Annotated in this window: 24 protein-coding genes; 10 read left to right on the forward strand and 14 right to left on the reverse strand. The window is 68.4% G+C overall.

Annotation, left to right across the window (positions count from 1 at the left end; translation table 11 throughout):
* From ABZZ22_RS00430 to ABZZ22_RS00450, 5 genes are read right to left on the reverse strand one after another with little or no spacing between them, the layout of a single operon-like run.
* Positions 1–834, reverse strand: a complete 834-nt coding sequence (locus tag ABZZ22_RS00430) for a fumarylacetoacetate hydrolase family protein (RefSeq protein WP_354925564.1) — start codon at positions 832–834, stop codon at positions 1–3.
* Positions 831–1,964 (reverse strand): cupin domain-containing protein, encoded by a 1,134-nt coding sequence (locus tag ABZZ22_RS00435; RefSeq protein ID WP_354925567.1) that lies wholly within the window; start codon positions 1,962–1,964, stop codon positions 831–833. Before ABZZ22_RS00435 ends, ABZZ22_RS00430 begins: the two co-directional genes overlap by 4 nt.
* Before the next feature lie 31 nt (positions 1,965–1,995).
* Positions 1,996–3,654: an AMP-binding protein gene (locus tag ABZZ22_RS00440; protein ID WP_354925570.1), complete on the reverse strand. Its 1,659-nt coding sequence runs from the start codon at positions 3,652–3,654 to the stop codon at positions 1,996–1,998.
* Positions 3,651–5,741, reverse strand: a complete 2,091-nt coding sequence (locus ABZZ22_RS00445; RefSeq protein WP_354925573.1) for an acetate--CoA ligase family protein — start codon at positions 5,739–5,741, stop codon at positions 3,651–3,653. The genes ABZZ22_RS00440 and ABZZ22_RS00445 overlap by 4 nt, the downstream gene beginning before the upstream one ends.
* Positions 5,738–7,333: an FAD-dependent monooxygenase gene (locus ABZZ22_RS00450; RefSeq protein WP_354925576.1), complete on the reverse strand. Its 1,596-nt coding sequence runs from the start codon at positions 7,331–7,333 to the stop codon at positions 5,738–5,740. Before ABZZ22_RS00450 ends, ABZZ22_RS00445 begins: the two co-directional genes overlap by 4 nt.
* Before the next feature lie 138 nt (positions 7,334–7,471).
* On the opposite strand from ABZZ22_RS00450, the gene ABZZ22_RS00455 reads away from it, so the two are divergent.
* The 3 genes from ABZZ22_RS00455 (at position 7,472) to ABZZ22_RS00465 (ending at position 11,714) form a co-directional block, all read left to right on the forward strand.
* The gene (locus tag ABZZ22_RS00455) at positions 7,472–8,923 is read left to right on the forward strand and encodes an aldehyde dehydrogenase family protein (RefSeq protein WP_354925579.1); all 1,452 of its coding nucleotides are present in this window, start codon (positions 7,472–7,474) and stop codon (positions 8,921–8,923) included.
* 77 nt (positions 8,924–9,000) lie between these two features.
* Positions 9,001–10,104, forward strand: a complete 1,104-nt coding sequence (locus ABZZ22_RS00460; RefSeq protein ID WP_354925582.1) for an NAD(P)-dependent alcohol dehydrogenase — start codon at positions 9,001–9,003, stop codon at positions 10,102–10,104.
* Between the two features lie 263 nt (positions 10,105–10,367).
* Positions 10,368–11,714 (forward strand): aromatic acid/H+ symport family MFS transporter, encoded by a 1,347-nt coding sequence (locus ABZZ22_RS00465; protein ID WP_354925585.1) that lies wholly within the window; start codon positions 10,368–10,370, stop codon positions 11,712–11,714.
* Between the two features lie 82 nt (positions 11,715–11,796).
* Here the strand turns inward: ABZZ22_RS00465 and ABZZ22_RS00470 are convergent, their stop codons facing one another.
* Positions 11,797–11,961, reverse strand: a complete 165-nt coding sequence (locus ABZZ22_RS00470) for an isochorismatase family protein (RefSeq protein ID WP_354925588.1) — start codon at positions 11,959–11,961, stop codon at positions 11,797–11,799.
* Between the two features lie 14 nt (positions 11,962–11,975).
* Here ABZZ22_RS00470 and ABZZ22_RS00475 point away from each other — a divergent pair, with 14 nt between their 5' ends.
* Positions 11,976–12,260 carry a MarR family transcriptional regulator gene (locus tag ABZZ22_RS00475; protein WP_354925591.1) on the forward strand — a complete coding sequence of 95 codons (285 nt, stop codon included), beginning with the start codon at positions 11,976–11,978 and terminating at the stop codon, positions 12,258–12,260.
* A gap of 21 nt (positions 12,261–12,281) precedes the next feature.
* Here ABZZ22_RS00475 and ABZZ22_RS00480 read toward each other — a convergent pair whose 3' ends face one another.
* The 6 genes from ABZZ22_RS00480 to ABZZ22_RS00505 all read right to left on the reverse strand — a co-directional run bounded on the left by ABZZ22_RS00480 (position 12,282) and on the right by ABZZ22_RS00505 (position 18,337).
* Positions 12,282–12,758 carry a (2Fe-2S)-binding protein gene (locus ABZZ22_RS00480; RefSeq protein ID WP_354925594.1) on the reverse strand — a complete coding sequence of 159 codons (477 nt, stop codon included), beginning with the start codon at positions 12,756–12,758 and terminating at the stop codon, positions 12,282–12,284.
* A gap of 10 nt (positions 12,759–12,768) precedes the next feature.
* Entirely contained in the window at positions 12,769–15,102 is a 2,334-nt protein-coding gene (locus ABZZ22_RS00485) for a molybdopterin cofactor-binding domain-containing protein (protein ID WP_354925597.1), read from the reverse strand.
* Positions 15,103–15,301: 199 nt separating this feature from the next.
* A complete protein-coding gene (locus ABZZ22_RS00490) occupies positions 15,302–16,198 on the reverse strand; it encodes an ABC transporter substrate-binding protein (RefSeq protein ID WP_354925600.1) in 897 nt (298 codons plus the stop codon).
* The gene (locus tag ABZZ22_RS00495) at positions 16,195–16,881 is read right to left on the reverse strand and encodes an ABC transporter permease (RefSeq protein WP_354925603.1); all 687 of its coding nucleotides are present in this window, start codon (positions 16,879–16,881) and stop codon (positions 16,195–16,197) included. Before ABZZ22_RS00495 ends, ABZZ22_RS00490 begins: the two co-directional genes overlap by 4 nt.
* Positions 16,878–17,531: an ABC transporter permease subunit gene (locus ABZZ22_RS00500; RefSeq protein WP_354925606.1), complete on the reverse strand. Its 654-nt coding sequence runs from the start codon at positions 17,529–17,531 to the stop codon at positions 16,878–16,880. The genes ABZZ22_RS00495 and ABZZ22_RS00500 overlap by 4 nt, the downstream gene beginning before the upstream one ends.
* The gene (locus ABZZ22_RS00505) at positions 17,528–18,337 is read right to left on the reverse strand and encodes an ATP-binding cassette domain-containing protein (protein ID WP_354925609.1); all 810 of its coding nucleotides are present in this window, start codon (positions 18,335–18,337) and stop codon (positions 17,528–17,530) included. Before ABZZ22_RS00505 ends, ABZZ22_RS00500 begins: the two co-directional genes overlap by 4 nt.
* A gap of 62 nt (positions 18,338–18,399) precedes the next feature.
* Here ABZZ22_RS00505 and ABZZ22_RS00510 point away from each other — a divergent pair, with 62 nt between their 5' ends.
* On the forward strand, positions 18,400–18,921 hold the full coding sequence (locus ABZZ22_RS00510; RefSeq protein WP_354925612.1) for a PadR family transcriptional regulator: 522 nt from the start codon (positions 18,400–18,402) through the stop codon (positions 18,919–18,921).
* Positions 18,918–19,907, forward strand: coding sequence for a zinc-binding alcohol dehydrogenase family protein (locus tag ABZZ22_RS00515; protein ID WP_354925615.1), 990 nt, complete (start codon positions 18,918–18,920; stop codon positions 19,905–19,907). The genes ABZZ22_RS00510 and ABZZ22_RS00515 overlap by 4 nt, the downstream gene beginning before the upstream one ends.
* Before the next feature lie 299 nt (positions 19,908–20,206).
* On the opposite strand, the gene ABZZ22_RS00520 is transcribed toward ABZZ22_RS00515, so the two are convergent.
* The gene (locus tag ABZZ22_RS00520) at positions 20,207–21,139 is read right to left on the reverse strand and encodes a 3-carboxyethylcatechol 2,3-dioxygenase (RefSeq protein ID WP_354925618.1); all 933 of its coding nucleotides are present in this window, start codon (positions 21,137–21,139) and stop codon (positions 20,207–20,209) included.
* On the reverse strand, positions 21,136–22,113 hold the full coding sequence (locus ABZZ22_RS00525; RefSeq protein WP_354925621.1) for a zinc-binding dehydrogenase: 978 nt from the start codon (positions 22,111–22,113) through the stop codon (positions 21,136–21,138). The genes ABZZ22_RS00520 and ABZZ22_RS00525 overlap by 4 nt, the downstream gene beginning before the upstream one ends.
* 124 nt (positions 22,114–22,237) lie before the next feature.
* Between ABZZ22_RS00525 and ABZZ22_RS00530 the strand changes: the two genes are divergently transcribed.
* The 4 genes from ABZZ22_RS00530 (at position 22,238) to ABZZ22_RS00545 (ending at position 25,664) form a co-directional block, all read left to right on the forward strand.
* The gene (locus tag ABZZ22_RS00530) at positions 22,238–22,621 is read left to right on the forward strand and encodes an SDR family oxidoreductase (protein ID WP_354925623.1); all 384 of its coding nucleotides are present in this window, start codon (positions 22,238–22,240) and stop codon (positions 22,619–22,621) included.
* Between the two features lie 81 nt (positions 22,622–22,702).
* Entirely contained in the window at positions 22,703–24,103 is a 1,401-nt protein-coding gene (locus tag ABZZ22_RS00535) for an aromatic ring-hydroxylating dioxygenase subunit alpha (RefSeq protein WP_354925626.1), read from the forward strand.
* Positions 24,100–24,438 carry a non-heme iron oxygenase ferredoxin subunit gene (locus ABZZ22_RS00540; RefSeq protein WP_354925629.1) on the forward strand — a complete coding sequence of 113 codons (339 nt, stop codon included), beginning with the start codon at positions 24,100–24,102 and terminating at the stop codon, positions 24,436–24,438. The genes ABZZ22_RS00535 and ABZZ22_RS00540 overlap by 4 nt, the downstream gene beginning before the upstream one ends.
* On the forward strand, positions 24,438–25,664 hold the full coding sequence (locus ABZZ22_RS00545) for an FAD-dependent oxidoreductase (protein WP_354925632.1): 1,227 nt from the start codon (positions 24,438–24,440) through the stop codon (positions 25,662–25,664). The genes ABZZ22_RS00540 and ABZZ22_RS00545 overlap by 1 nt, the downstream gene beginning before the upstream one ends.
* Positions 25,665–25,671 lie beyond the last annotated feature (7 nt).

Below are 25,671 nucleotides of genomic sequence, written 5' to 3' on the forward strand. Positions count from 1 at the left end.
TCAGCGACCGGCATTCACAACCCGGTTGCGGAGCTCGCCGATGCCCTCGATGCCTACCTCGACGACGTCGCCGGCTCGCAGGTAGCGCGGTGGCTTGCGGGCATGCCCGACACCTCCCGGGGTGCCGGTGAGGATGATGTCGCCGGGCCGCAGCGTGGTGATGGTCGATACATAGGCGACCAGCGCGGCCGGTCCGTGCACGAGGTCGTCGGTGGCGGCCTCCTGCATCTTCTCGCCGTTCACGGTCGTCCAGATCCGGCCCGACGGCTTCCACTCGTCGCCGGTGACCAGCACCGGGCCGAGTGGCGTGGACCGCTCCCACATCTTGCCCTGAAGCCACTCCTTGGTGCGGAACTGGAAGCTCCGCATGGAGATGTCGTTGGCCACGGTGAAACCGGCGATGGCTGCGGCCGCGCTGGTCTCGTCTGCGTGCCTCACCTCGGTGCCGATGACGATCGTCAGCTCGGCTTCCCAGTCCAGCTGCTCGTCCTCCTCGGGTGCTTCGATGTCGTCGTTCGGCCCGGTGAGGGTGTCGGCGAACTTCGCGAAGAGCGTCGGGTACTCCGGCAGGTCACGACCCATCTCGAGGATGTGGGTGCGGTAGTTCAGGCCGACGCACACGACCTTCCCGGGCGTGGGGACCAACGGAGCGAGGTCCAGGTCGGCCCACGCGTGCTGAGGACCGTCGGCCGCTGCCGCGATCTCCCGCCAGTCTTCGTGCGCCAGCAGTTCGCCGACGTCCGCACCATGGGCCGGGTCGACCTCGACGGCAGTGTCGCCGTCTACGCGCACGACCCGGTGTCCACTGTTCGTACGGATGGTTGCGAGCCTCATGCGTGCTGGTCCTTGTCGTCGGTGATGTGGGTGCGGGCGAAGCCGAGGCTCTCGATGATCGGCTGGTCGCCGAACCGGAAGAGGTCGAGCCCGTCGTCAGTGCTGAGGCACAGAGCGCTCCAGGACGGCACGACGAGCATGTCGCCGCGCTCGACCTCGTGACGCTGGCCGTCGATGGTGACCACGCCGGCGCCGTCGAAGACCTGGAAGACGCTGGAGCCGACCTCGCGCCGCTCAGTGGTCCGCACGCCGGCGCGAAGCCGGTGGAACTCAGCGCGAATCGTCGGCATCACGTCTCGGCCGGTGGTGGGGTTCACGTAGCGTACGGCGGCGTGCCCCTGCTCGACGGTTGCCGGGTGGCCGGCGGACTCCAGCTCGAGCTGGCCCTCGAGCGCTGCCTCGGTGTGCTCCCAGCGGTAGGCGGCGATCGGGGAGGACTTGGTGTCCTCCAGGCCCGACAACGGGCGTAGCCCGGGGTGGCCCCAGAGCTTCTCGGAGCGGGACACATCAGGGGTCGACTCATCGGTGACCCGGTCGCTGCCGAACTCGAAGAAGCTGGTGTCGGTGTAGTGCACGAACGGGATGTCGAGGCCATCGATCCAGGCCATCGGCTTGTCGGTCTCGTTGTGGTGGCCGTGGAAGTTCCAGCCCGGAGTCAGCAGGAAGTCGCCTCGGCGCATCGCGACAGGGTCGCCGTTCACGACGGTCCAGACGCCCTCACCCTCGACGACGAAGCGGAAGGCGTTCTGAGAGTGCCGGTGCTCCGGGGCCACCTCGTGCCCGCCGAGGTACTGGATCGCGGCCCACAGGGTCGGGGTCGCGTACGGGCGGCCGCCGAGCCCCGGGTTGGCTAGGGCGATCGCTCGGCGCTCACCCCCGCGGCCGACCGGGATGAGTTCGCCTGCGCGGGCGGCGAGGGGAAGCAGCGTCTGCCACTTCCACACATGGGGTACGGCCTGGGGCTTCGGGGTCGTCGGCATGAGATCGCCGATCTGCGTCCACAACGGGATCAGGTGCTCGTCGTCGAAGTCGTTGTAGAGGCGCTCGATCTCGCGCTCTTCCTCGGGCGTCGGCGGCGGAGGCGCCACGGTGCCGGCCACGAGGTCGGGGTCTTGGGTGTGCGTGTTCATGTCCACTCCCTTGTCGGAATCGGTCTGCAGTTCAGGTCGTGGTCAGGCGTGAGCCGATGTCTTCGCGCAGTGCGCGCTTGTCGATCTTGCCGACCTTGGTCATGGGCAGCGCAGGAGCGACCTCGAGACGCTCGGGCAGTTTGAACGCCGCGATCCCGGAGTCGTGAAGGTGCGCGCGGATCGCTTCGAGGGTGACCTCATGGCCCTTGTGCGGCACGACGTAGAGGCACAGACGTTCGCCGAGCACCGGGTCCGGCATCGCAACGGCGGCGACGAGATCGATACCGGGGATCGCGTAGACCAGGCTCTCGATCTCCTCGGCGCTGATCTTCTCGCCGCCTCGGTTGATCATGTCCTTGTCGCGGCCTTGGACGATCAGGTTGCCGTCGGGTCGGCGTACGACGATGTCCCCGCTGCCGTACCAACCGCCCTCGAGGAACGACCGGGAGTTGTGCTCCGGGGCACGGTAGTAGCCGCACGGGGTGTAGGGACCGCGGGTGTAGAGAGCACCGGGAGTGCCGTCGGGGACGTCCTCGCCGAGCGGGTCGAGCACGCGCACCTCGTCGGCCTCGTGCACGGGGCGGCCCTGTGTGGTGCAGATGGTCTCCTCGGGGTCATCGAGGCGGGTGGTGTTGATGAGGCCTTCGGCCATGCCGAACACCTGCTGCAAGGTGCAGCCGAGGACCGGCTTCACCCGCCGGGCGAACTCGTCGGGCAGGCGCGAGCCGCCGACCTGAAGAACCCGCAGGCTGTCGAGCTGGTTGCCACCGACCTCCTCCTGGTGCTGGATCCAGCGCTGAGCGACGGCCGGCACCGCGGCGGCGATCGTCACCCCCTCCCGTGCCATCGTCGCGAAGGCGCGGACCGGCTCCGGGCTCGGCAGCATCACCGCTCGTCCCCCGAGGAGCAATGCTCCCAGGACTCCCGGGCAGGCGAGCGGGAAGTTGTGGCTCACCGGCAACGTGCCGAGGTAGACGTCCTCGGACCCCATCGCGGCGGCCTCTGCGGTGGCCGTGATGTTGCAGAGGTAGTCGTTGTGCGTCCGGGTGATCAGCTTGGGCAAGCCAGTGGTGCCGCCGGAGATGAGGAAGCAGGCGGGGGAGTCGGGCTCCGGGTTCCAAGTCTCGACGAGCGAGCGGCTCGCGGCCGCATCGTCGGGAACGGCGAGGAGCTCGTCGAGACCGTACGCCCCGTCACGGGGAACGCCGAGCACGACGACCTTCTCGAGGTCGGGCAGCTCGCCGGCAAGCTCGTGCGCAAGCTCCTGATGGTCGAAGTCGCGCAGGACATCGGGGACGACGATCGCACGGCTCTCCGAGAGGGAGGCGAGATGGGTGAGCTCGTGCCGGCGATGAGCCGGCAGTGCCATCACAGGAATGATGCCCGCGCGGAAGCAGCCGAGAGTCAAGGCCATGAACTCCCAGCCGTTCGGCAGCTGGACCAGAACTCGGTCATCCGGCTCGAGCCCGATCTCGAGGAGACGCTCAGCGGTTGCGTCGGCGCGCCGGGCCAGCTCGCCGTAGGTCATCCGGACCTCGCCATCGACGATCGCGACGCGGTCGGGGTGGCGGTCGGCTACCTCGAGGTAGGCCGCGCCGAGGGTGACGTCCTTCCAGTAGCCGGCCTGCCGGTATCGATCCGCCATCTCGGCCGGCCAGGGCACCGTTCCTTCGCGGGTGGGGATGCTCATGGCTGCGTACTCCTCTGGGCTTGTTCTGGCTTCTTTGCCGTGTCCTGCGGCTCTGCGACGAGGACGGCGTCGAGGGCGATCAGACCGGCCGCGCTCGCACGGAGCGGGTTGACCTCGACCTCGGCAAGGTGTGGGTTGTGGACCAGCAGGTCTCCGAGAATGCCGAGAACGTCTCCGAGAACGCCGCGGTCCACGGACGGCTCGCCGCGGTAGCCGTCGAGCATGATGCTGGCCTGCAACCGATCGGCGAGGGAGACGAGACCATCGCGCGGGCACGGAACGGCCGCGATCGCCACGTCGGCGTACACCTCGGTGGCCGTTCCGCCGACGCCGACCATGACTACCGGCCCGAAGACCGGATCGCGACGGGCACCGACAATCAGATCGACCCCTGAACCGACCATCTGCTCGACGAGCACCTCGCCGCTACCCAGCGCGGAGAGCTCGTCGAAAGCCTCGTCGAGGACAGACTGGTCGCTGATGCCGAGGCGTACGCCGCCGATGTCGCTCTTGTGAAGGATGGTCGCGTCGGAGACCTTGACCACGACCGGGCCGCTGATGTCGGCGAGGGCCTGGCGGGCCTCGTTCCGGGTTGAACAGATCCGCCTGGCCGGGGTCTGCACACCAGCATCATGAAGAATGCGCTTGGCTTCGTCCTCCGACCACGGACCTGCCGCCACGTCGAGAACCGGCCCGCTGATCCTGGCTTCGCTGCCGGCCGCGGCCTGCCGGCGGGCGTCCTCGGCGAGTGCGGAGACCGCGGTCGCGAGCGCGCGCGGTCCGACGACCAGAGGCACCCCCGCCGCGGCCGCCTTACCGACGGCTTCGGTGACATCGGGGCCGGGTCCATCGATACCGACGACGACGGCATGCCCGGACTCGTGGGCCGGAACCGCCGACGCCACCAGGTCGACGACGGGCTCGGTCAAGGCATAGACCGCAGTGACGTCGATCGCGGGATCGGCGGCGACGATCGAGACGAGCTCGTCGTGCTGCGGTCCGGGGCGGCCGGTGTCGACCGGGTTTGCCTGGTACGTCATGGGTGGCAGTAGTGCGGCCACTGCGTCCTGGGTCTCCTGGCTGAGTGTCGGGAGACCGACGCCCGCCTCGTGCAGGGCATCGGCGATCACCAGTCCGGGGCCGGCCTGAGCGGTGACCAGCCCAGCGGCAGGCGTCGGATTCGGCGTCAGGCGCCCAGCGGCGAGCACGGAGGTGGCAGTGACGAGCTCGTCGACGTGGTCGACGACTACTGCGCCGGCCTGGCGGAGAAGCTCGCGGGTGGTTCGCCAGGAGGTTGCCAGCGCACCAGTGTGGGACTGGGCGAACTCTCCGATGTCGTGCTTACCGACCACCATGGCGATCACAGGCTTCTCGCGGGTCGCCTCCCGGACGGCCGCGAGCAGAGCGTCGCCGTCGGTGACGTTCTCCAGGTGCAGTGCGATCGCCCGGGTGTTGGGATCCTGAACGAGATAGGTCAGCACCTCAGGGGCGGCGACATCTATCCCGGCACCGATACCGACGCCCAGGCTGAGGCCGCAACCCTCGCGCTGGAACGCGAAGGCCAATGCATGGTTGAGACCACCGCTGGCAGCGACGACCCCGACGGAACCGGGCTCGAGCGTGCTGACCCCAGGCACGAAACTGGCGAGCAGCGCACGCGACGGCGAGAAGAATCCGGAAGTGTTGGGCCCGAGCAACCGGACGCCGCTACGAGCGGCCGCCTCTTCGAGCCTGGCCTGATGCGCGACGCCCTCTCCGCCCGCCTCGGCGAACCCGCCGGCGCAGACCAGTGCCGCCCGGACCCCTGCCTCGCCGCACTCGGCCACGACGTCGGCGCATGCCGAGGCCGGGACGCACAGGACCGCGAGGTCGATGCCGTCAGGGGAGGCGTCGACCGCACTGCCTACGGTTGCGTGCATACCCTCTGCGCGGGCGTTGACGAGGGCCACGTGGCCGTCGTACGCGGACAGACTGGCTGCCATCACGCCGCCGAGCTTGTCAGGGACGGTGGAGGCACCGACCACGACGACCCCGCGAGGAGCGAAGAGGGGCTGGAGGGGGTGTTCTGGCGCGTGAGTGATGGTCATTTCGTCTCCTTGGGAGCGGCGACCGCGTCGGCGCGTCCGGAGAGCAGAACCGTCTCGGCCGCATCGTCTGCGGCGAGGTCAGGCCCGCTCATGATGGTCACGAGGCTCTCCTGCAGGCGGGCGGCTTCGGCGAGGAGCGTGCGCGGGAGGCCGCTTCCGGCGATCACGACGACGCCGGTCTCGGGCAGCTCCTTGCGTGCGGAGGCGACGCCGCTCTCGGTCGCGGGAGCCTCGATGATGGGAGCCGTGATGATGGGAGCCGTGATGGACCGGCCGTCCCGGTCGACGAGATGAGCTGTCCCGTTCTCAGCGCTGACCAGCTCGAGGCGTCGTCCGAAGGTCGTCGTCGAGGCCGAGTGAGTCTCGATGGTCGAGTCCAGAGCGGCGGCGCCGTGCTGCTCGATCCATGCGGCTCGGACCTTCTCCACGAGCCCGGGGTCTCGTTGGGCCATTTTCTCCACGCCGATGCTGCGGGAGAAGAAGTGGAAGGTGAAGGTGAGCGGATCGAGCGTGCGCTGGTACGTCCCGAAGTGCTCCCACCACGACAGGCTCGGGCGCGCGGCCCTCTGGATCTTGCCGACCGAGGCCTTGCGGATCTCCTGGTAGGCGCCGAGCGCGTCGGAGAGTGAGATCCCCTCGGTGGCGGCTCGCGCTATTTGGGCGGCCAGGACCACGGAGTCCTCCATCGCCATCTTGGTGCCCGAGCCGACGGAGAAGTGAGCGGTGTGGACCGTGTCGCCGAGCAGCACGACGTTGCCACGCCACCAGTCCCGCGTACGCCGGGTGCGGAAGTTCCCCCACCGGGAGTTGTTCGCGACCAGTTTGCCCTCGCCGATGTCGTCGGCGAAGAGCTTTTCCAGGTAGGCCTGGGTCTCGGTGTCGGACGGACCGGGATGCTGCGTGACGTCGAAGGCGTCCATGCCCGCGCGGCGCCAGGTCTCCTCATCGGTCTCGACGATGAAGGTGCTGAGCTCGTTGCTGATCGGGTAGCCGTGCACCGCGAAGTTGCCGTGCTCGGAGACCCGGTGCACGAAGGTGAGCCCGTCGAAGAGATGGGTCGTGCCGAACCAGATGAACTTGGCCGTGGCGGTGTCGATCTCGTGTCCCAGCGGCTCCTCGCTGTCGAGGTGCTCGCGAACGGAGGAGTTGGTGCCGTCGGCGCCGACCACCAGGTCGTACTCGTTGCGCAGTTGGTCCAGCGGGGGAGCGGTCGTGCCGAAGCGGAGATCGACGCCGACGTGCTCTGCGTTGTCCTGAAGCAGGCCGAGCAGAACCTTGCGGTGGATCGCTGACATGCCGTTGCCGCCGAAGCCGTGCTGCTGCTCGTTGCTCAGCACGTCGATGCGGTCCCAGTGACGGCCGTGGTCGCGCAGCGCATCTCGCAGCACCGGGTCCGCCTCATCGATGGCGCGCAGAGTGGCGTCGGAGAAGACCACGCCGAACCCGAATGCGTCGCTGCGCTGGTTGCGTTCGAAGAGCGTCACGGCGGCCTCGGGAAGAGCGCGTTTGACGAGCGTGGCGAGGAAGAGTCCGCCTGGGCCCCCGCCGACAACGGCTATCCGTGGCGAGCTGCCGAGCTTGGGTGCGTCCATGACTCCAACATAGATGTCGAGAAAGTTATGTGCAACATCTTGACGTGGTCCGACGAAAAGTTGTTATCTAGTGTTGCGAGTCACAACGCGGTGCTTGCTCTGATGTGCCGCGGCCACTTCATGAACCAAGGGAAGACCATGACCCTCACCGATTCGTTCAGCCCGCCGGCCGTCAACCACCTCAACGGTGCCGCCGGCTCGACGACCTACCGCGACCACCAGGACCCGGGCCGCCTGGACAGCGTCGCTTCGCGCATCGCTGTCGGAACCGCCGCGGATGTCGACGCGGCCGTGCAGCGTGCCCACCGGGCCTTCCAGCAGTGGCGCGATGTTTCCCCCGCCGAGCGCGCCGCCGCTCTCATGAAGGCCGCCGAGGTGGTCCAGGCAAGTGCCGAGGAGCTGGCCCCGCTGCTCGTCCGCGAGCACGGTGGCGTGCTCTGGGAGGCGCAGACCGACTTCATGCTCGGCACCGGGGTCCTCCAGCACACCGCCAGTCTCGTCGAGGAGTTCTTCGCGCCGACCACGTACGACGACGAGCAGTCCTACATCAGCATCGAGCGAGTGCCGCGCGGCGTCGTCGGTGCCGTCGTGCCGTGGAACATGCCCGTGGTCCTCACCATGATGAAGCTCGCTCCGGCGCTCGCGACCGGGAACACGCTGGTGCTCAAGCCGTCCCCGTTCGCGGCTGCGGCGCTGACCATGCTGCTCGAGCGGATGGCCGCCGTGCTGCCCGAAGGCGTGATCAACGTCGTCCACGGCGACACCGAGGTCGGCGAGTCGCTCACCAGCCACCCGCTGGTCCGCAAGGTCGGCTTCACCGGTGGAACCGCCACCGCGAAGCACGTGATGACGAGCGCGGCGGGGACGATCAAGAACATCACGCTCGAGCTCGGCGGTAACGACCCGGCCGTCGTCCTCGACGACGCCGACCTGAACCTCACCCTCGACCGGATGCTGCCCGGCATCTACACCCGAACCGGCCAGATCTGTTTCGCGGTCAAGCGCGTCTACGTTCCGCGCTCGTCCTACGACACATTCGTCGACGCGCTGTGCGACCGGGTCTCGGGTTACAAGGTCGGGCACGGTCTCGACCCCGAGGCGTCCTTCGGGCCGCTCAACAACAAGGCCCAGTTCGACCGGGTCCAGGAGCTCATCCGGGCTGCCCGGGACAGCTCCTCGAAGGTGATCGAGCTCGGCACCAAGCTCGAGCCCGACAGCTGGGACAACGGCTACTACGTCCTGCCGCACGTCGTTCGCGACGTCGAGCACGACGCGCTGATCACCTCCTGCGAGCAGTTCGGCCCGATCATCCCCGTGGTCGCGTACGACTCTGAGGAGCAGGCGCTCGCCTGGGCCAACGACAGCGAGTACGGCCTCGGGTCGTCTGTCTGGACCAGCGACCCCGAGCGCGGCCTCGCCCTGGCTCGCAAGATCGAGGCGGGCAGCACCTTCATCAACACTCACTCCTTCGAGTCGCTCGACCTGCGGATGCCGTTCGGCGGTGTGAAGCAGAGCGGCATCGGCCGTGAGTTCGGGACGGCCGGTATGGCGGAGTACGTCGAGGAGCACTCGATCCGCCACCTGAAGTGACCCAGCAACCAACCTCGGGTGCGCCGGCCGTTCGTAACGGCCGGCGCACCCATCCAGCAATCCCCGGGAGGGAACCCATGGTCAGCATCACCGCAGCAGTCGCCCGCGAGCACGAGAAGCCACTGACGTTGGAGAGCCTCGAGCTCGACGATCTCCGTGGCAACGAGGTGCGCGTCCGCATGGTCGCCACCGGCATCTGTCATACCGACGCGATCGTCCGCGACGGTGTCTACCCGACTCCGCTTCCGGCCGTCCTCGGCCACGAGGGGGCGGGGGTCGTAGAGGCCGTCGGTGAGCTCGTCACGTCCGTCGTCCCCGGGGACCACGTGGTCATGTCGGCCGCCTACTGCCGCCACTGCGACAAGTGCCGCACCGGTCAGATGGCCTACTGCGAGAACCTCTTCGCCCAGTGCTTCGGAGGCAGTCGCGAGGACGGCACCACATCGCTGACCAGCAGCGGCGAGCGGATCTCCTCGCACTTCTTCGGCCAGTCGTCGTTCGCGACCCATGCGAATGTGGTCGAGGCGAGCATCATCAAGGTCGACCAAGAGGTCCCACTGGACAAGCTGGCTCCGCTGGGCTGCGGTATGCAGACCGGTGCGGGCGCCGTGCTCAACGAGATCCGGCCCCGGGCGGGCTCCTCCTTCGCTGTCATCGGCACGGGTGCGGTTGGGATGGCGGCGGTGATGGCAGCTCGCGTGGCGGGGTGTACGACGATCGTCGCGATCGACCGTCACCAGTCCCGTCTCGACCAGGCGCTCGAGCTCGGTGCGACCCATACCATCAACACCACCGACCTCGATCTCGCCGAGGGACTCAAGAGCATCACCGACGGTGCCGGCGTGGACGCGATTCTCGATACGACCGCGCTCCCGAAGCTCCTGGTGGCGGCGGTCGACGCGCTGGCGATCCGGGGCACGCTGGCACTCGTAGGCGCGGCTGCTCCGGGCACCGAGGCGCCGTTCGAGATCGGCGGCTCGCTGGTCAAGGGGTGGACGTTCAAGACGATCGTCCAGGGCAGCTCGGTGCCGCAGGACTTCATTCCGCGACTGGTGGCGCTGTGGAAGGAAGGTCGTTTCCCGCTCGACAAGCTGATCCAGACCTACTCGCCAGAGCAGATCAACGACGGCTTCACCGACTCCGAGTCGGGCAAGGTGATCAAGCCCGTGCTGGTCTGGTAGCTGCCAACCTGGCCTCGGCCGCCGGCGACCTCGGTCGCTGGCGGCCGAGGTGTTTGGGAGAAGAGTTTCCCCCGTCCTCCGGCTCGATTGTGAGGGCGAGCGTCGCGCTGGGCTGGGTTCTTCTGGGCGAACTAGGCGGGCGGCGGCAAGACAGGTTAAACATGTGTCATGTAATTGACGGACACCGCGATTTTGTTACAGACTGATGATGTGACCGAGCCCACACAGGGGTTCGGACTGTCAGATCCTTGAAGGAGGGCCCGATGTCAACGGTCCAGAATCTCCAGCGCACCCAGACGCCAGCGCAGCGGCGCCGGGTGCTCGTCGTAGTGGCACTCGCCTTCGCGACGATCGTTCTCGACGGCTACGACCTGATGGTCTTCGGCGCGATGGTGCCGGCGCTGCTGGAATACCCGGAGTGGGGGCTCACGCCTACGCGGGTCGGCCTGATCGGGAGCTACACCACATTCGGAATGCTTGTCGGGGCGCTCGGTGTCGGGTTCCTGACCGACATCCTCGGACGACGGCGCATCGTGCTCGCCTGCATCGCCTGGTTCAGCCTGGCGACCGTCGCGACGGCGATGGCTTCGACTCCTGAGGCGTTCGGGCTGTTCCGCTTCCTGGCCGGTATCGGTCTGGGCGGTGTGATGCCTACGGCGATCGCCCTCACCGTCGAGTATGCCCCGCGGGGTCGCCAGCAGCTCTACAACGCGATGATGTTCGTTGGCTACTCGGTCGGTGGCGTCCTGGCTGCTGTCGTTGCGATCGCGCTCCTGGCCGAGATGGGCTTCCGTAGCCTGCTGTGGGTCGGAACTGCGCCTGCGCTCGTTCTCATTCCGCTGGTGTACTTCCTGCTGCCTGAGTCGATGAGCTATCTCGCGCGGCGAGGCCGACTCGAGGAAGCGCAGCAGTTGGCCGAGAAGTATGGCGCAGACATCGAGGTTCCTGATGTGGACTCCACCAAAGGCGGCCGCGCGACCTCCGCGGTCTCGTACCTCCTGTCGAAGGGTCGCCGCGGTCCGCTGATGCTGTTCTGTGTCGCCTCGTTCATGGGCCTGCTGCTGGTCTACGGCCTCAACACCTGGCTGCCCGCGATCATGCGCTCGGCCGGCTACCCCCTGGGGTCCTCGCTGAGCTTCCTGCTCGCCCTCAACCTCGGCGCCATCGTCGGCACCCTGGCTGCGGCCGCCGTGGCGGATCGGATCGGTTCGCGGATCGCGATCAGCCTGGCGTTCCTTGCCGCCGCCATCACGCTGGTGTTCCTGAGCCTGCAGCCGACGGCAGCGCTCATCTACGTGTTCATCGCTTTGGCTGGTCTCGGCTCGATCGGCACCCAGATCCTCGTGAACGGCTATGCGGCGGCGTACTTCCCGGCCTGGGCGCGTGGAAGCGCCGTCGGCATGACCCTCGGTATCGGCCGGATCGGCGCCGTGGTTGCCCCGACCATGGTGGGTCTGATCATGGATTCGAACCTCGGGTTCCAGTGGAACTTCTATGCCTTCGTGATTCCGGCTGTGCTCGGGTTGGTCGCGATCGTGCTGGTGCCCCGACGATCCGAGACCGCGGTCTCCTCGTCCCCGCAGGTGGCCCGGGGGTCGCGGACTGCCTAGACGCGCTACGCCGATATCCACCGCTGGCCGCCAGCGGCGCCCTCATGGTCGGGTGTCGCGGGCGGCCAGCGTTGGATCTGGATTAAGCCGTGATCTCGGCCGTCTCAATGATCTCAGCGATGTTGGTGAGCGCGAAGTTGAGTGCCGCGTGCTGCCAGTCATCGCCGAGGCTCGACGTCGCGTCGGAGGCCAGCACCACCCGGTAGCCGTGGTCGGCCGCGTCTCGGACGGTGTGCTCGACGGCCACAACGAACCAACGCGATGCTCGCCCGGCTCTCCCATGTCGTACGACGACTGGAAGAGCGCGGGCTCGTCGAGCGGTTCCGCTGCCCGGAGGACGCCCGTGCGACCCACGCCAGGCTCACCGACTCCGGCTGGGACTCCGTCGTGGCGTCAGCCCCCGGGCACGTCGCCAATGTTCGCGCCAACGTCCTCGGTGATCTCTCGCCGGACCAGGTCCGTCAGCTGACGAAGATCGGCGACGTGTTTCTGGCTCGCTTGGACCCAGACGGCAAGATGACCTCGTTGTATCGACAGATCGGCTGACGCGGCCGCTCCGATCGCCGATCACATGCGCGCGGCGCCGGCCTTGACCGCCTTCCGGATGCGTGCGTAGGTGCCGCACCGGCACACGTTGCGGATCGTGTCGAGGTCGCTGTCGGTGATCTCGCGCCCGTCGGCGTGCACCTTGTTGACCAGCGCCACGGCCGCCATGATCTGACCTGGCTGGCAGTAGCCACACTGGGCGACGTCCTTTTCGAGCCATGCCTCCTGCATGGGATGCAGATCGCCGGGGACGGTGTCAGCCAGGCCCTCGATGGTGGTGATTTCATCGCTCTCTGCGACCTGGGAGACCGGCACCGCGCACGGATTGAATGCCTTCCCGTTGATGTGTGAGGTGCAGGCCTTGCAGACGTTGATGCCGCAGCCGTACTTCGGTCCCTTGATCCCGAGCACGTCGCGCAGCACCCACAGGAGGCGTACGTCGTCGGCTACGTCGACCGTGATCTTCTCGCCGTTGACGACGAAGGTGTGTTCAGGCACTGCAGTCTCCTCAGTAGACGTAGTCCAGGCCGTTGGTCGGTGACGCCGGGACGGGCGGCACGAACTCCTTGACCTCGAAGCCGATGGGGTTGTCGTGGTTGATCGGGAACCGCTTGGGCACCGTTCCGGTTGCCCGTGCATAGGCGCAGGCGATGGCGGCGCACGACACCGCGACCCCCGCCTCGCCGGCACCGCCGGGCTGCTCGGAGTCGGAGGGCATCACGACGACCTCGAACTCCGGCGGGATGTTCCACTCTCGGGTGTAGAAGTAGTTGTCCCAGCTGGCCTCGAGGAAGTGGCCGTCCTCGAGGTGGCAGCTGCTGGTCAGCGTCATCGCCAGACCGTCGGAGAAGCCACCCATCATCTGCGCCTTCAGGCCGGTGGGGTTCACGACCAGCCCGGCATCGACGACCAGGATCGCCTTCGTGACTCGAGGTCCGGTGACGGCGTCGCGGACCTTCCGGTTCACTGTCTCCGGACGACAATCGATCTCCACGAGGCAGGCAGTGGCGCCCTTGTACTCCTTGTGGATCGCGATGCCCTGGGCGGTGCCGGCCGGCATGGAGCGGCCCCAGTTGCCGAGCTCGGCGACCTTCTTCAGGACCTTGCGCGTGCGGTCGTCCTTGAGGAACTCGAGTCGGAGGTCCAGCGGGTCCTTGCCCATCGCCTTGGCGATCCTGTCCACGACGAGCTCGTTCGCGGTGCGTACGTCTGCTGAGTAGGGGTTCCGCATGGCGCTGGTGTTGAAACGCTGGTCGGTCTCGTTGAGCAGCTGTGTGACGACGCCGAAGTCGTAGGGCAGCTCGGTGCTCAACGTGAAGATCGTCTCGCTGACCCCGAGGTTCCCGAGTCCGGGTGGCAACGACACGGCGGTTGCCGTGAGCATCTCCCCGAATCCGTGCCGCCAGTCCGTGGAGACGCTGGTGTGCCGCTGCTCGAAGGTCAGCACCTGCCCGGCGAGGTGGGTCGCTCGAATCCGCGACGTCGCCATCGGACGCAGGCGTCCTTGGCGTGGCTCGTCGGCCCGGTGCCACATCAGTCGGACCGGCTTGCCGATCGCCTTGGAGGCCTTCGCTGCCTCGATCGCGCCGTCGCCGAACAGTTTGTGACCGAACGACCCGCCGCTTTCGACGACGTTGAGCTTGACCTTGGCCTGCGGGAGACCGACGGCCTCGGCGATCCTGCCCTGGGTGACGATCGGAATCTTCAGCCCGGCCCAGATCTCCGCACGATCGCTGCGTACGTCCGCCACTGCGCAGTTCGGCTCGAGCGCTGCGCTGCTGCGGAACATGAACTCGAAGTCCATGTCGATCGTCTTGGCCAGCAGCGGGATCTTCGGCACAGCCAGTGGGATCTCCGCCTTGCGCAGGTTCGCGAGTACGGAGGCGTCGTCCTCGCCGTCCACGCTGCCCGCGTTCCAGTCGGCCTCGAGTGCGCGGATGCCGTCGATGCACTGGCCGAACGTCCGCGCCCGGACAGCGATCCCGGTGTCGATCATTACGACGTCGGTGACGCCGGGCATCGCTTCCACCTCGGCCTTGTTGCGGATGGCCTTCGGGGTGCCGTTCAGCGTGGGTGCACGACAGATCATCGTCGGCAGCGCCCCGGGGACGTCGTAGTCCATGGCGAACTTCTTTCGCCCAGTGACGATGTCCATGGCGTCCACCCGCTTGGTCGGAGTGCCGATGACCTTGAACTCGGAGGACGCCTTGAGCTTCACATCGGCATCGACCTCGACGGTCGTGCTGGACGCCGCCTTGACCGACAGCTCCCCGTACGTCCGCGACGAGCCGTCCGGCGCCTCGATGACGCCATTCTTCGAGCGAAGCAGCGTGACCACCGAGCCGAGCTCGATCGCGGCCGCCTCCAGCAGGGCGCCCTTCGCGATGGCCGCGGCTACCCGTACCGGCGTCATCGTCGACACGGTCGTATTCGAGCCACCCGTCAGCTGGTTCCAGATGAGCTCGGGGCGCGCCGGCGCGAGCGAGACGTGGACGTGTCCGACCGGTAGGTCGAGCTCCTCGGCCAGGAGCATCGCGGTCGAGGTGGTGATGCCCTGGCCCACCTCGGCGCGCGGGATCTCGAAGTAGGCATGCCCGTCCTCGCGGATCTCGACGGTGACCAGCTGCGACGTCGGCCTGGCCGCATCCGTCAGGAGGTCGTTGAGGTCATAGGCCTCTGGAATCTGCGGCGGTGACGGGACGGCTGCGTGCGCAGGTGCGTCGAGGTTCAGGTCAACGGCCACCGCGAGCGTCGTGCCGGCGATCAGATATCCGATGAATCCTCGGCGAGTGGTGCCGCGCCTAGCAGACGGATGGGTTGAGCGCAGTGGTTCGGAGGCCACGGGGGAGTCCTTTCGGTGTTCGGCTTGGGTCCGGGGCGTCCCCGGTTCCTCCCCTTGACTCGAGCCATCCGCCTCCCAACGAAGTGACCTGCGTCACCCATTTCATATAACAGATTCGCGTGGTCCGGCAACTTTTTGGCACATATTTTGCGGCGCAGCTGCCTCCGGTCCACGGTCTGCGGAAAGGTTGCGGTTCGTGTCAGAGGAGCCGTTCGTTCGTGAGCCAGTCCTTGGCGATGACCGCTGCGTGCAGTTCCTCCTCGACACTGCGAGCGTTGAGATCGACCAGGTCGTCGGCAGACATCGCGGCGCTGACCCTGTCGATGATGGCTGCTGCTTCGCCGGTGACGTCGTTGCTGGCGAGCGGGACGACGTGTGATGCGAGGAAGAGCCCCTTGGGGTCCTCCAGCGTGACCAGATCGTTCTCCTTGATCGACGGGTCCGCGGTGTAGATGATGGCGAGCTGGATCTCGTCGTCCTCGAGGGCCTTGACGGTGAGTGGACCGCCTCCGTCCTCGATCGGAGTGAAGCCGACATCGACGCCATAGGCCGACTTCAGCCCCTTCGGGCCGTTGGGCCGACTCTCGCCTTCGGAGTTGCCGCCGAGCGTGAGAGGGTCGGTGACCTTGGCCAGGTCGTCGATCGTGTTCAGATCCCATGCGTCCGCGAACTTGCGGGCCACGACATAGGCGTCCTGATCGGTCGCGCCGGACTGCTCCAGGGCCCGCAGCCCCTCGGGAGTGGCCTGCTCGAGCGCGGCGTAGACGTCGTCGGAGAGGCGGGCATCGGTCTCCGGCTGCCAATACTGCAGCAGCGGACCGGTGTATTCCGGGAAGAGGTCGATGCTCCCGGACTCGATCTCCGGGACGTACGCCTCCCGCTGGCCGATGCGGAACTGCCGGTCGACCTCGTAGCCGCCCTCCTCGAGGGCCTGGGCGTACGCCTCGGCGATGATCTCGTTGGAGTAGTAGTCCTGGGATCCGATCACGATGGTCTCGTCGGATCCGCTGCCGGAGTCGAGCGGGTCGCTGCCGCCGCAGGCGGTGAGGGTCAAGAGGGCGGCTGCCGAAGTGGCCGCGAGCAGGTGCTTGTTCATGCGATTCCTTTCAGGGTTGGTGCGCCGGGCCGAGCACGGCGCGTCACTCGCCGCTGCACGGTGGCGAGGGCGAGATCGAGGATCAGAGCGACGGCGCCGACGAGGAGGGCCCCGGCGAGCATCTCGGGATAGTCGCGGGCCTTGAGCCCGGCGTAGAGGTAGCGGCCCAGGCCGGCATCGGCGACGTACGCTGCGAGGGTTGTGGTCGAGACGACCTGGAGGGTCGCGGAGCGAAGTCCGCCGACCAGGACGGGTGCGGCCAGGGGCAGCTCGACGCGCGTGACTATCTGCGTCTCGCTCATCCCGATGGCTCGTGCCGAGTCAACGATGGCCCGGTCGACCGCCTCGACGCCCGCATAGGTGCCGGCGAGCAGGGACGGGAACGCGAGTGCGATGAGTGCGATCACGGGTGCGACCAGACCGATGCCGATCGCGAGGCCGAGCAGCGTGAGCAGACCAAGGGTGGGGACGGCCCGTACGGAGCCGGCCAGGCCGACGACGACCACGCGGCCCCGTCGGGTGTGGCCGATGAGGACGCCCAGCGGAACAGCCGCCACGGCCGTGAGGGCGACGACGAGAAGAGTGATACCGAGGTGCTCGAGCAACCTCCAGCCGATTCCGGTCTCGCCGGCCCAGTGGGCATCGTCGAGGATCCAGGCGATGGCGTCGATGAACAGGTTCATGCCGCGGCTCCCGTCGGTGCCGCGTGACTCCACGGCGTCAGCACCCAACCGAGAAGAACCAGCAGCTGATCGAGGACGAGTGCCAACGCCACGACGACCACCAGGCCGGTGACCACCTCGCCGGCGATGCCCCGCTGGAACCCGTCGGTGAAGAGCGTGCCGAGGCTCGGGATGCCCGCAAGGGCGCCGATCGTGACCAGGCCGATGGTGCTGGCGGTGACGACGCGGACCCCGGCCAGGAGCACTGGAGATGCCAGAGGCAGGTCCACGCGCCAGAGCAGGCTCCGATCCGTGTGGCCGACCGCGACTGCTGCGTCCCGGACACCTCGGTCGACCGACTCGAAGGCATCGACCGCGGTCCGTACCAGCATGGCGATGCCGTAGAGGGTCAGGGCGATGACCAGGGTGGCCGGTGAGCGCAGCGGGATGGCGACGACAGCAGGAATGATGATCAACAGGGGCAGCGACGGCACGGCGTAGAGCAGGCTCGCGGCGGTGAGCACCGGTTGCCCCAGTCGCGGGCGGGTGTGTGCCAGCCGGCCCAGCGGCACCGCAACGAAGACGCTCAGCAACACAGCCGGGACCGTGACGTAGAGGTGCTGGGTGGTGAGGTCGACGACCTGCGGCCAGTTGTTGCTCAACCAGGTCATGACAGCACTCCGAGCGGCTTGCCGCGCTCGTCGACGACGAGACTCCGGCCGCCGATCTCCTTGGTTCGCAGCCGACGATCGGCCTGATCGGCGCCGACGAACTCACGTACGAAGTTGTCAGCCGGGTCAGCCAGGATCTGCTCGGGGGAGCCGGTCTGTGCGGTGATGCCGCCGGCCCGGAGTACGACCACCTCGTCGGCGAGGCGGAAGGCCTCGTCGATGTCGTGGGTGACTAGCACGATGGTCTTGCCGAGGTCGGCCTGCAGGCGGATCAGCTCGTCCTGGAGCTCGCGCCGAACGATCGGGTCGACGGCGCCGAACGGCTCGTCCATCAGCATGATGTTGGGCTCGGTCGCCAGCGCACGGGCCACCGCGACACGCTGCTGTTGCCCGCCGGACAGCTGAGCCGGGTAGCGCCTCCCGAGTGCGGGGTCGAGCCCGACGCGCTCCAGCAGTGCCAGCGAAACCGTTCGAGCCACGCCCTTCCTGGTCCCGTTGAGGACCGGCACCGTCGCGACGTTGTCGATCACCGTGCGGTGTGGTAGCAGGCCGCCGGCCTGAGGGACATAGCCGATGGAGCGGCGCAGGGCGACACCGTCGAGGCTGCGTACGTCCTCGTCATCGATCAGCACCGATCCTGACGTCGGCTCGATCATCCGGTTGACCATCCGCAGCAACGTGGTTTTGCCGGAGCCGGACGAGCCCACGAGGGCGACGGTGCGGTGGGACGGCACGACCAGCGAGAAGTCAGCCACGGCCACGGTGCCGTCGGTGTACGTCTTGCCGACCGAACAAAACTCGATCATGCGCCACTCCTGAAGTCGGGAATGTTGGGACAATACATCGAATCGAGGTATTATTCCGCGGTGTGAGCATCGTCGACGTCATGGTCCTCGGCTTCTTGGCCGAAGGACCCCAGCACGGCTACGAGCTGCGTCGGAAGATCGAGCAGCTGTACGGCCACACCCGCCGCATCAGCGACGGCACGCTCTATCCCGCGGCCGACCGACTCGAACGCAACGGCTATGTGGTCAAGGAGTCCAAGCCGGGGCGTGGTCGGGCCGGCCGACACACGCTCACCCTCACCGATGCAGGGCGGACGCATCTGCTCGACGCGATCCGCACCGCCGACGGCCACGACATCACCGACGCGAGCCGGTTCTACGTCATCCTCACCTTCCTGTCGCTGCTACCGGACCGTGCCGATCGGCACGCGGTCCTGCGTCGGCGACTGTCGTTCCTGGAGACGCCGGCGAGCTTCTTCTACGACGGCGAGCGCCCGGTTCGGGCCGAAGAGGTCGCCGACCCCTACCGTCGCGGGCTCCTGCTGACCGCGCGTGCCACCAGTGCCGCCGAGCGGGCCTGGATCAGAGAGGAGATCGACTCGTGAACTCGAGAGAGACCATGCGAGCTGTTGTGCTGGAGGCGCCCGGGCCGGTGGAGGCCCTGCAGGTCCGGGACCTGCCCCTTCCGGAGCCCGAACCGGGCTGGGTGCGGATCCGGGTCAAGGCGTTCGGGCTCAACCGCTCAGAGCTGCACACCCGACTGGGCTTGGCCGGGGACTCGGTGAGGTACCCGCGTGTGCTGGGCATCGAAGCCACCGGCGTCGTGGATCTTGCGCCGGGCGGTGAGTTCGAGCCGGGGCAGCAGGTGATGACGATGATGGGTGGCATGGGACGTACGTTCGACGGTGGCTACGCCGAGTACACCTGTGTCCCCGCGGGACAGGTCATCCCGTTCCGCTCCGACCTCGACTGGGCGACCTTGGGCGCGGTGCCGGAGATGCTGCAGACGGCGTACGGGTCGCTCACTGTCGGGGTCGACATGAAACCCGGTCAGAGCCTTCTGGTTCGAGGAGGAACCTCGTCGGTCGGGATGGCTGCCGCGGTGCTCGCCAAACGGCATGGTCTTCGCGTTCTCGCCACGACCCGGAGTGCGGCCAAGGCCGAGGCGCTCGAGGCGATCGGGGTCGATGACGTGCTGGTCGACGACGGCGACGTCGCGGGCCAGGTGCGGCGCCTGCTTCCGGGGGGTGTCGATGGCGCGATCGAGCTGATCGGTACGCCGACGCTCCGCGACACGCTACGGTCCACCCGCGTCCATGGCACGGTCTGTTTCACCGGGATGCTCTCGAACGTGTGGACCGTCGAGGAGTTCTACCCGATCGACTATCTCCCCACAGGTGTTCGGCTCACCGCGTACGCCGGTGAGGCCGACGATCTGCCGGCGGACGTTCTCCAGGGATTCCTCGACGATGTGGCCGCCGGTCGTGCAGTGGTGCCGATCGACACGACGTACGACCTCGACAGGATCCGCGAGGCTCACCAGCGGATGGAGGACGGAACGACCAGCGGGAAGCTCGTCGTGGTCGTCTGAAAGAGCGTCGAGTTCGGCGGCGCGCGTGATCGCCGCGTTGCCGGGGAAAGTCATCCGTAGAGGACTCGTGCGAAGTTGCCGGCGTGCGATCGTGATGAGTGAGGTTCGCCCTTCATGCCGCAGAGGACCGAAGACTTCCCGAATCTGATGGGTGAGACGTCCGTCGGTGGTGTCGATGCGTGGGCGGGGCAGCGCACGGGTAGAGGCGAGTGGTGAATCCTTGTACGATCGCGCCGCTGACCCGGCTCGACTCGGACGAATCGCCGGTCACCCGCGCTGCGGCGAGCAGCGTCGCGGGCTCACTGGGCGGTCGCCACGGCGAAGCCGGCGATCCATTCGGGAATGGCCCGGTAGAAGCGCGACCCCATCGTGTACGAGCCCGAGGCAGCAAGCGAGGCGAAGGCGGCGATCCAAGTGCGCACCTCGTGGCTCGATCCACCTCCTTGCTCGCCCATCCACTGTGGGGTCCAGGTGTCGAGCTCCTCCAGCGAACCCTTCTCGAGCAGGTCGAGCAGCAGGTTGTCCCACTCGGGATTGATCGGGATCATCGAGCTCACGCCAGAGGCGTAGTCGCGGCTGGCCTGGACGACCCGTTCCTCGCCCTTCGTGCGCTGCTCGGGCGTGGGTGGCTTGCCCGCGATGAGCGCCTCGGCCACCCGCGAGGGAGCGCCGTCCAACACCGGGACTGGAGGGTCGTGGGAGAGGCCGCCTGAGCCGAGGAAGAGCACGCGACGATCCAGGTCCGCGGCGGCCTCGCCGATCGCGGTTCCCAGAGCCCGGATGCGAGAGATGGGGCCGAGCGGGGTGGCGACGCCGTTGACGAAGACCGGTACGACCGGGACGGCGGTGATGCCGCCGAAGAGCACCTCCAGCGGCTGCACGCAGCCGTGGTCGACCGTCGTACGCGCCGAGACCGTCAGGTCGACTCCCCGGCCGAGCACTCCCTGGGCGAGGGCCTTGGCCGCCTCGGTGTCGACCGATAGGGGACCCGCCTGCGATCCGAAGTCGCCGACGGAATGGGCCTCGGTGGCCAGGCAGAACGGGGGCATCTCCCTGTAGAAGAACCCGTTGTAGTGGTCAGGGTGGTAGAGCACGACGAGCTCGGGATCGAAGTCGCGGACGAACCTCCGCGCTTCGTCGAGCGCGGCGTCGACCTCGTCGACCACCTCCCGCGCGGGGTCGTTCTTGCCGATCAGCGGGGAGTGGGACAGGCCCACAGCAGCGGCGGTCACGGGGTCTCCTTCGGGTGGATCACGATCTTGCCGACGAGGTTCCCATCGGCCATGAGCTGGAATCCCTTGTGGATCTCGTCGAGGGGAAGGGCGCGGTCGACGACGGGTCGTACGCCGGTGGCCTCGACCATGCGGAGCAGTTCCTGGAACTCGACGAGAGTGCAGCCCGTCGAGCCCAAGATGCGCTGCTGGAGGTAGAAGACGCGGCCCAGGTCTGCCGGCGGGTTCATCCCGGAGGTGGCGCCCGCGACGACCACGGTGCCACCTGGGCGCAGGGCCTTCAGCGAGTGCGACCAGGTGGCTTCGCCGACGGTCTCGATGACGACGTCGGCCTTCTCCGGGAGCCGGCCACCGGACTCGATGCCGCGCGCTCCCCACGACTCCGCCTGGGTGAGCTTGTCAGCCGAGCGCGAGGTCGCGTAGACCACTGCGCCCATCGCCAGGGCCAGCTTGATCGCCGCCGAGGCGACCCCGCCCCCGGCCCCCTGCACCATCACCCGGTCGCCGGCACGTACGCCTGCCTGGGTGGTGAGCATCCGGTAGGCCGTGCCCCAGGCGACGGGCAGGCAGGCGGCGTCGTCGAGGCTCAGCGAGTCGGGGAGCGGGAGCAGGTTGCGGGTGGGCACCTGGAGCCATTCGGCGAAGGCACCGTCGTGCTTCTCCGACAGCAGGGCGCGCTGCGGGTCGTGAGTCTCGTCGCCGCGTCCGCGGTCGGGCGTGGCGATCACCGGGTAGACGACGACAGGGGTGCCGTCCTCGTCGTGCCCGGCGGCGTCGCAGCCGAGGACCCGCGGAAGGTCCTCGGGTGCGTGCCCGACGCCGCGCAGCGTCCACAGGTCGTGCATGTTCAGCGACGAGGCGGCCACGCGTACGAGCGACCAGCCGGGGCGCGGTTCCGGTTTCGGGACATCTTGGAGGACCAGTCCGGATAGGGGGTCGGTCGGACTCTGTGCGACGGCTACGGCTGCGTGCATGCTCCTACCGTGCGACCGAGGGGATGAGTCGAGCAGGCCACGTGCCGGGCAACGGAACGCGGCGTTCCATGGTTGAGGTCAACCTCGTCGGCGCATTCAACACGCTGCGGCTCGCGGCCGAGGCATGGTCGGCAACGAGCCCGACGAGGACGGCGGACGCGGCGTCGTGGTGCTCACCTCGAGCGTGGGCGCCTACGAGGGCCAGATGGGCCAGGTCGCGTACGCGGTGTCCAAGGCGGCATCGTCTCGATGGTGGCTGCCCGCGGCCCGCGCCCTGGCCCGCAGCGGCGTACGCGTCGCCGGGGTCGCTCCAGGGGTCTTCGACACCCCGTTCATGGACGTCCTCAGCGACGAGGCGAAGGCGGCGCTCGGCGCGTCGGTCCCGCACCCGTCCCGCTTCGGGAAGCCCTCGGAGTACGCCGCTCTCGTCCGTCACGTGGCCGAGAACCCGATGCTCAACGGCGAGACGATCCGCCTCGACGGTGCGCTGCGGTTGGGGATGAAGTGAGCGGCGGAAGGCCCGGAGATCATGTGCCGGGCGTCGGAACGGTGCCAGCGGCGGCGGGTCTCCCTCGTGTTCGGTAGCCCCATGACTTCCACCATCGAGCCCGAGACCGGTGCGGGCGCCTGCCAGGGCGCCGCGTGCGGCGACGCACCGCAGCGAAGGGCGACGGCAGCGCCGGCGGGTGCGCTGCGCCGGCCCGCCGAGCTGAGCCGCAACATCGACGTCTCCGGTCTCGTCGACCGTGAGGGCGGACTCCTGGACCGTGCGGTATTCACCGACGAGGAGCTCTACCGTCAGGAGCTGCGCCGGGTCTTCGCGCCGAGCTGGCTTTTCCTCGCGCACGCCGACCAGTTCCACAAGCCGGGCGACTTCTTCACCACGTACATGGGTGAGGACCCGGTCATCGTGACGATGGATAAGAACCGCGAGGTCAAGGCGTTCCTCAACTCCTGCCGTCACCGCGGTGCCCGGGTGTGCCGCGCCGATTTCGGAAAGACCCGGAACTTCACCTGCACCTATCACGGCTGGTCCTACGACCTGGAGGGCAAGCTCGTCAGCGTCCCCAACCAGGGCGGCTATCCGGACTCGTTCCGCCGCGAGGACTGGGGTCTGGTCGAGGTGCCGCACGTCGAGTCGTACCACGGCCTGATCTTCGGCACCTGGAACCCTGACCCCGTCCCGCTGCGCGATTCGCTCGGCGAGATGGCCTGGTACATGGACGCCATGCTCGACCACGACGAGGACGGGACGGTCGTCGTCGGCGGTATCCACAAGTGGGTGCTCGAGGGCAACTGGAAGCTGGCGGCCGAGCAATTCGTCACCGACTGGTACCACGTCAACATGAGCCACGCTTCGGCGCTGATGGTGCTCAGCCCCACCGGCAAGGGCCCCAAGGACGAGGTCGTGCACCGCACCGGCCGGCAGTACGTCGACCCGAACGGCCATGGCGCCGGCTTCCCGGTGCACCCGAAGAACCGGTTCGACGCCAGGACCGTCCACGAGTGGACCGACTACGCCGTGCTGCGGGAGCGGCTCGGTGACGCCCGTGTCGAGGGACCGCTGACCAACGGGCATGCCACGGTGTTCCCCAACTTCTCCTACCTCCCGGTCAACGGCTCGATCCGGGTCTGGCACCCCAAGGGTCCCGACCGGATGGAGGTCTGGGCTTGGATGGTCGTGGACAAGTCCATGCCCGAGGAGGTCCGCGAGGCGCAGCGGCTCTACAACCTGCGTACGTTCGGCCCCAGCGGCATCTTCGAGCAGGACGACGGCGAGAACTGGTCGGAGTGCCAGGCGATCGCCCACGGCTTCATCACCAACGGGGTCCCGCTGAACTACCAGATGGGCATCGGCTCCGAGCGCGAGGACGGGGTCCACCCCGGGGCCACCAGCGAGCTCTACAGCGACGCCGCCGGCCGGTCCTTCTACGCCCGCTGGCGCGACCTGATGAACACCCCCGCCTGGCACGAGGAGGCCCGCGCATGACCATCACCGGCATCAAGGTTGCCGAGCTGGACGACATCCCTGAGGGCGAGGGCATCGCCGTGAGCAAGGAGGTCACCGGCACCGACGACGACATCGCGCTGCTGCGCGACGAGGACGGCGGCGTGTACGCCCTCAACGACACCTGCACCCACGAGGTCGCCTCGCTGGCCGAGGGCTGGGTCGAGGACGGCCGGGTCGAGTGCCCGCTGCACTCCTCGAAGTTCTGCCTGAAGACCGGCGCCGTCGAGGGCATGCCCGCGACCAAGGGGACCGTCGCCCACCGGGTCGAGGTCCGTGGCGGGGAGCTGTGGCTGTTCCCGAACGAGGCCCCGTGATGACGCAGGTGGTCATCGTCGGCGGCGGCATCGGCGGGGTCTCCTGCGCCGCGGCGCTCCGCACCCACGGGTACGCCGGGGAGCTGGTGCTGATCGAGAGCTCGGAGCTTCCCTACGACCGTCCGCCGCTGTCGAAGGACTACCTGGCCGGGCAGCGCGACCTCAAAGAGATCGCGCTCCATCCCGCCGAGTGGTATGCCGAGCAGCGGATCGAGCTGCTGGCCCCGGCCGAGGTCGCGGGCCTGACCCCGGCCGAGGACGAGGTCGGCGTCGTCCTCGTCGACGGTCGTCGGCTCGAGGCCGACCGAGTCGTGCTGGCGACCGGCGGCCGGGCAGCGGTGCCGCCGGTCCCGGGTCTCCACGACGCCCGCGAGGCGGGCCGGGCGCACGTGTTGCGCGCGGCCGCGGACGCCGACCGGCTCCGGGCCACGCTCGTCCCCGGCGCCCGCCTGTTGGTCGTGGGCGGCGGCCTTATCGGTGCCGAGACCGCCTCCACCGCCCGCGAGCTCGGCTGCGAGGTCGTGCTGGTCGACCCGCTGGACCCGCCGATCGCCGCGGCGGTGGGGCAGCAGGTCGCCCGCTGGCTGCACGACCAGCACGCGGCGTACGGGATCGAGACGGTGACCACGACGCTCGAGTCGGTCCAGGTGACCGGCGGCGGCGTAGCCGCCCAGCTGCACGGCGAGCCGGACTCGCGTACGTTCGACGCGGTGCTCGTCGGGGTCGGCATGGTGCCCGAGACCGGGCTCGCCGAGGCGGCCGGCCTCGAGGTCGACCGCGGCGTCCTCGTCGACGAGGACCAGGTCACCAGCCACCCGCGGGTGCTCGCGATCGGCGACTCCGCCCGGCTGCGCGACCACCCCCGCACCGAGCACTGGGAGGCCGCGCAGCGCGACGGCGAGCGGGCCGCCGCCACGATCCTCGGCGGGGCCCGCCCGGCCGGGGCCGCCTCCTGGTTCTGGACCGACCGCCACCACCGCCACGTCGAGGGCGTCGGCACCATGCGCGAGCCCGACGCTGAGCACGCCGTCGTCCTGCGCGGGGAGCCGGGGGAGAGCCCCTTCTCCGCGTTCACGCTCCATGCGGGTCGGGTGATCGGGGCGGTCGCGGTCGACGACTCCCAGGCCGTACGCGCCGCGCGTCGGCTGATCGACCGCGGGATCGCCGTCGACCCCGAGCTTCTCGCCGACCCCGCGACCAACCTCCGCAAGCTGCTGCGCGGCTGAACCACCG

Origin of the sequence: Nocardioides sp. NPDC006273, assembly GCF_040613495.1 — a bacterium.
Classification (GTDB): Bacteria; Actinomycetota; Actinomycetes; order Propionibacteriales; family Nocardioidaceae; genus Nocardioides.

What these genes read in the sequence shown, in the direction of transcription:
- ABZZ22_RS00430 (WP_354925564.1), bottom strand. Translation starts at nt 834, where the DNA reads ATGAGGCTCGCAACCATCCGTACGAACAGTGGACACCGGGTCGTGCGC.
- ABZZ22_RS00435 (WP_354925567.1), bottom strand. Translation starts at nt 1,964, where the DNA reads ATGAACACGCACACCCAAGACCCCGACCTCGTGGCCGGCACCGTGGCG.
- ABZZ22_RS00440 (WP_354925570.1), bottom strand. Translation starts at nt 3,654, where the DNA reads ATGAGCATCCCCACCCGCGAAGGAACGGTGCCCTGGCCGGCCGAGATG.
- ABZZ22_RS00445 (WP_354925573.1), bottom strand. Translation starts at nt 5,741, where the DNA reads ATGACCATCACTCACGCGCCAGAACACCCCCTCCAGCCCCTCTTCGCT.
- ABZZ22_RS00450 (WP_354925576.1), bottom strand. Translation starts at nt 7,333, where the DNA reads ATGGACGCACCCAAGCTCGGCAGCTCGCCACGGATAGCCGTTGTCGGC.
- ABZZ22_RS00455 (WP_354925579.1), top strand. Translation starts at nt 7,472, where the DNA reads ATGACCCTCACCGATTCGTTCAGCCCGCCGGCCGTCAACCACCTCAAC.
- ABZZ22_RS00460 (WP_354925582.1), top strand. Translation starts at nt 9,001, where the DNA reads ATGGTCAGCATCACCGCAGCAGTCGCCCGCGAGCACGAGAAGCCACTG.
- ABZZ22_RS00465 (WP_354925585.1), top strand. Translation starts at nt 10,368, where the DNA reads ATGTCAACGGTCCAGAATCTCCAGCGCACCCAGACGCCAGCGCAGCGG.
- ABZZ22_RS00475 (WP_354925591.1), top strand. Translation starts at nt 11,976, where the DNA reads ATGCTCGCCCGGCTCTCCCATGTCGTACGACGACTGGAAGAGCGCGGG.
- ABZZ22_RS00490 (WP_354925600.1), bottom strand. Translation starts at nt 16,198, where the DNA reads ATGAACAAGCACCTGCTCGCGGCCACTTCGGCAGCCGCCCTCTTGACC.
- ABZZ22_RS00495 (WP_354925603.1), bottom strand. Translation starts at nt 16,881, where the DNA reads ATGAACCTGTTCATCGACGCCATCGCCTGGATCCTCGACGATGCCCAC.
- ABZZ22_RS00500 (WP_354925606.1), bottom strand. Translation starts at nt 17,531, where the DNA reads ATGACCTGGTTGAGCAACAACTGGCCGCAGGTCGTCGACCTCACCACC.
- ABZZ22_RS00505 (WP_354925609.1), bottom strand. Translation starts at nt 18,337, where the DNA reads ATGATCGAGTTTTGTTCGGTCGGCAAGACGTACACCGACGGCACCGTG.
- ABZZ22_RS00525 (WP_354925621.1), bottom strand. Translation starts at nt 22,113, where the DNA reads ATGCACGCAGCCGTAGCCGTCGCACAGAGTCCGACCGACCCCCTATCC.
- ABZZ22_RS00530 (WP_354925623.1), top strand. Translation starts at nt 22,238, where the DNA reads ATGGTCGGCAACGAGCCCGACGAGGACGGCGGACGCGGCGTCGTGGTG.
- ABZZ22_RS00535 (WP_354925626.1), top strand. Translation starts at nt 22,703, where the DNA reads ATGACTTCCACCATCGAGCCCGAGACCGGTGCGGGCGCCTGCCAGGGC.
- ABZZ22_RS00540 (WP_354925629.1), top strand. Translation starts at nt 24,100, where the DNA reads ATGACCATCACCGGCATCAAGGTTGCCGAGCTGGACGACATCCCTGAG.
- ABZZ22_RS00545 (WP_354925632.1), top strand. Translation starts at nt 24,438, where the DNA reads ATGACGCAGGTGGTCATCGTCGGCGGCGGCATCGGCGGGGTCTCCTGC.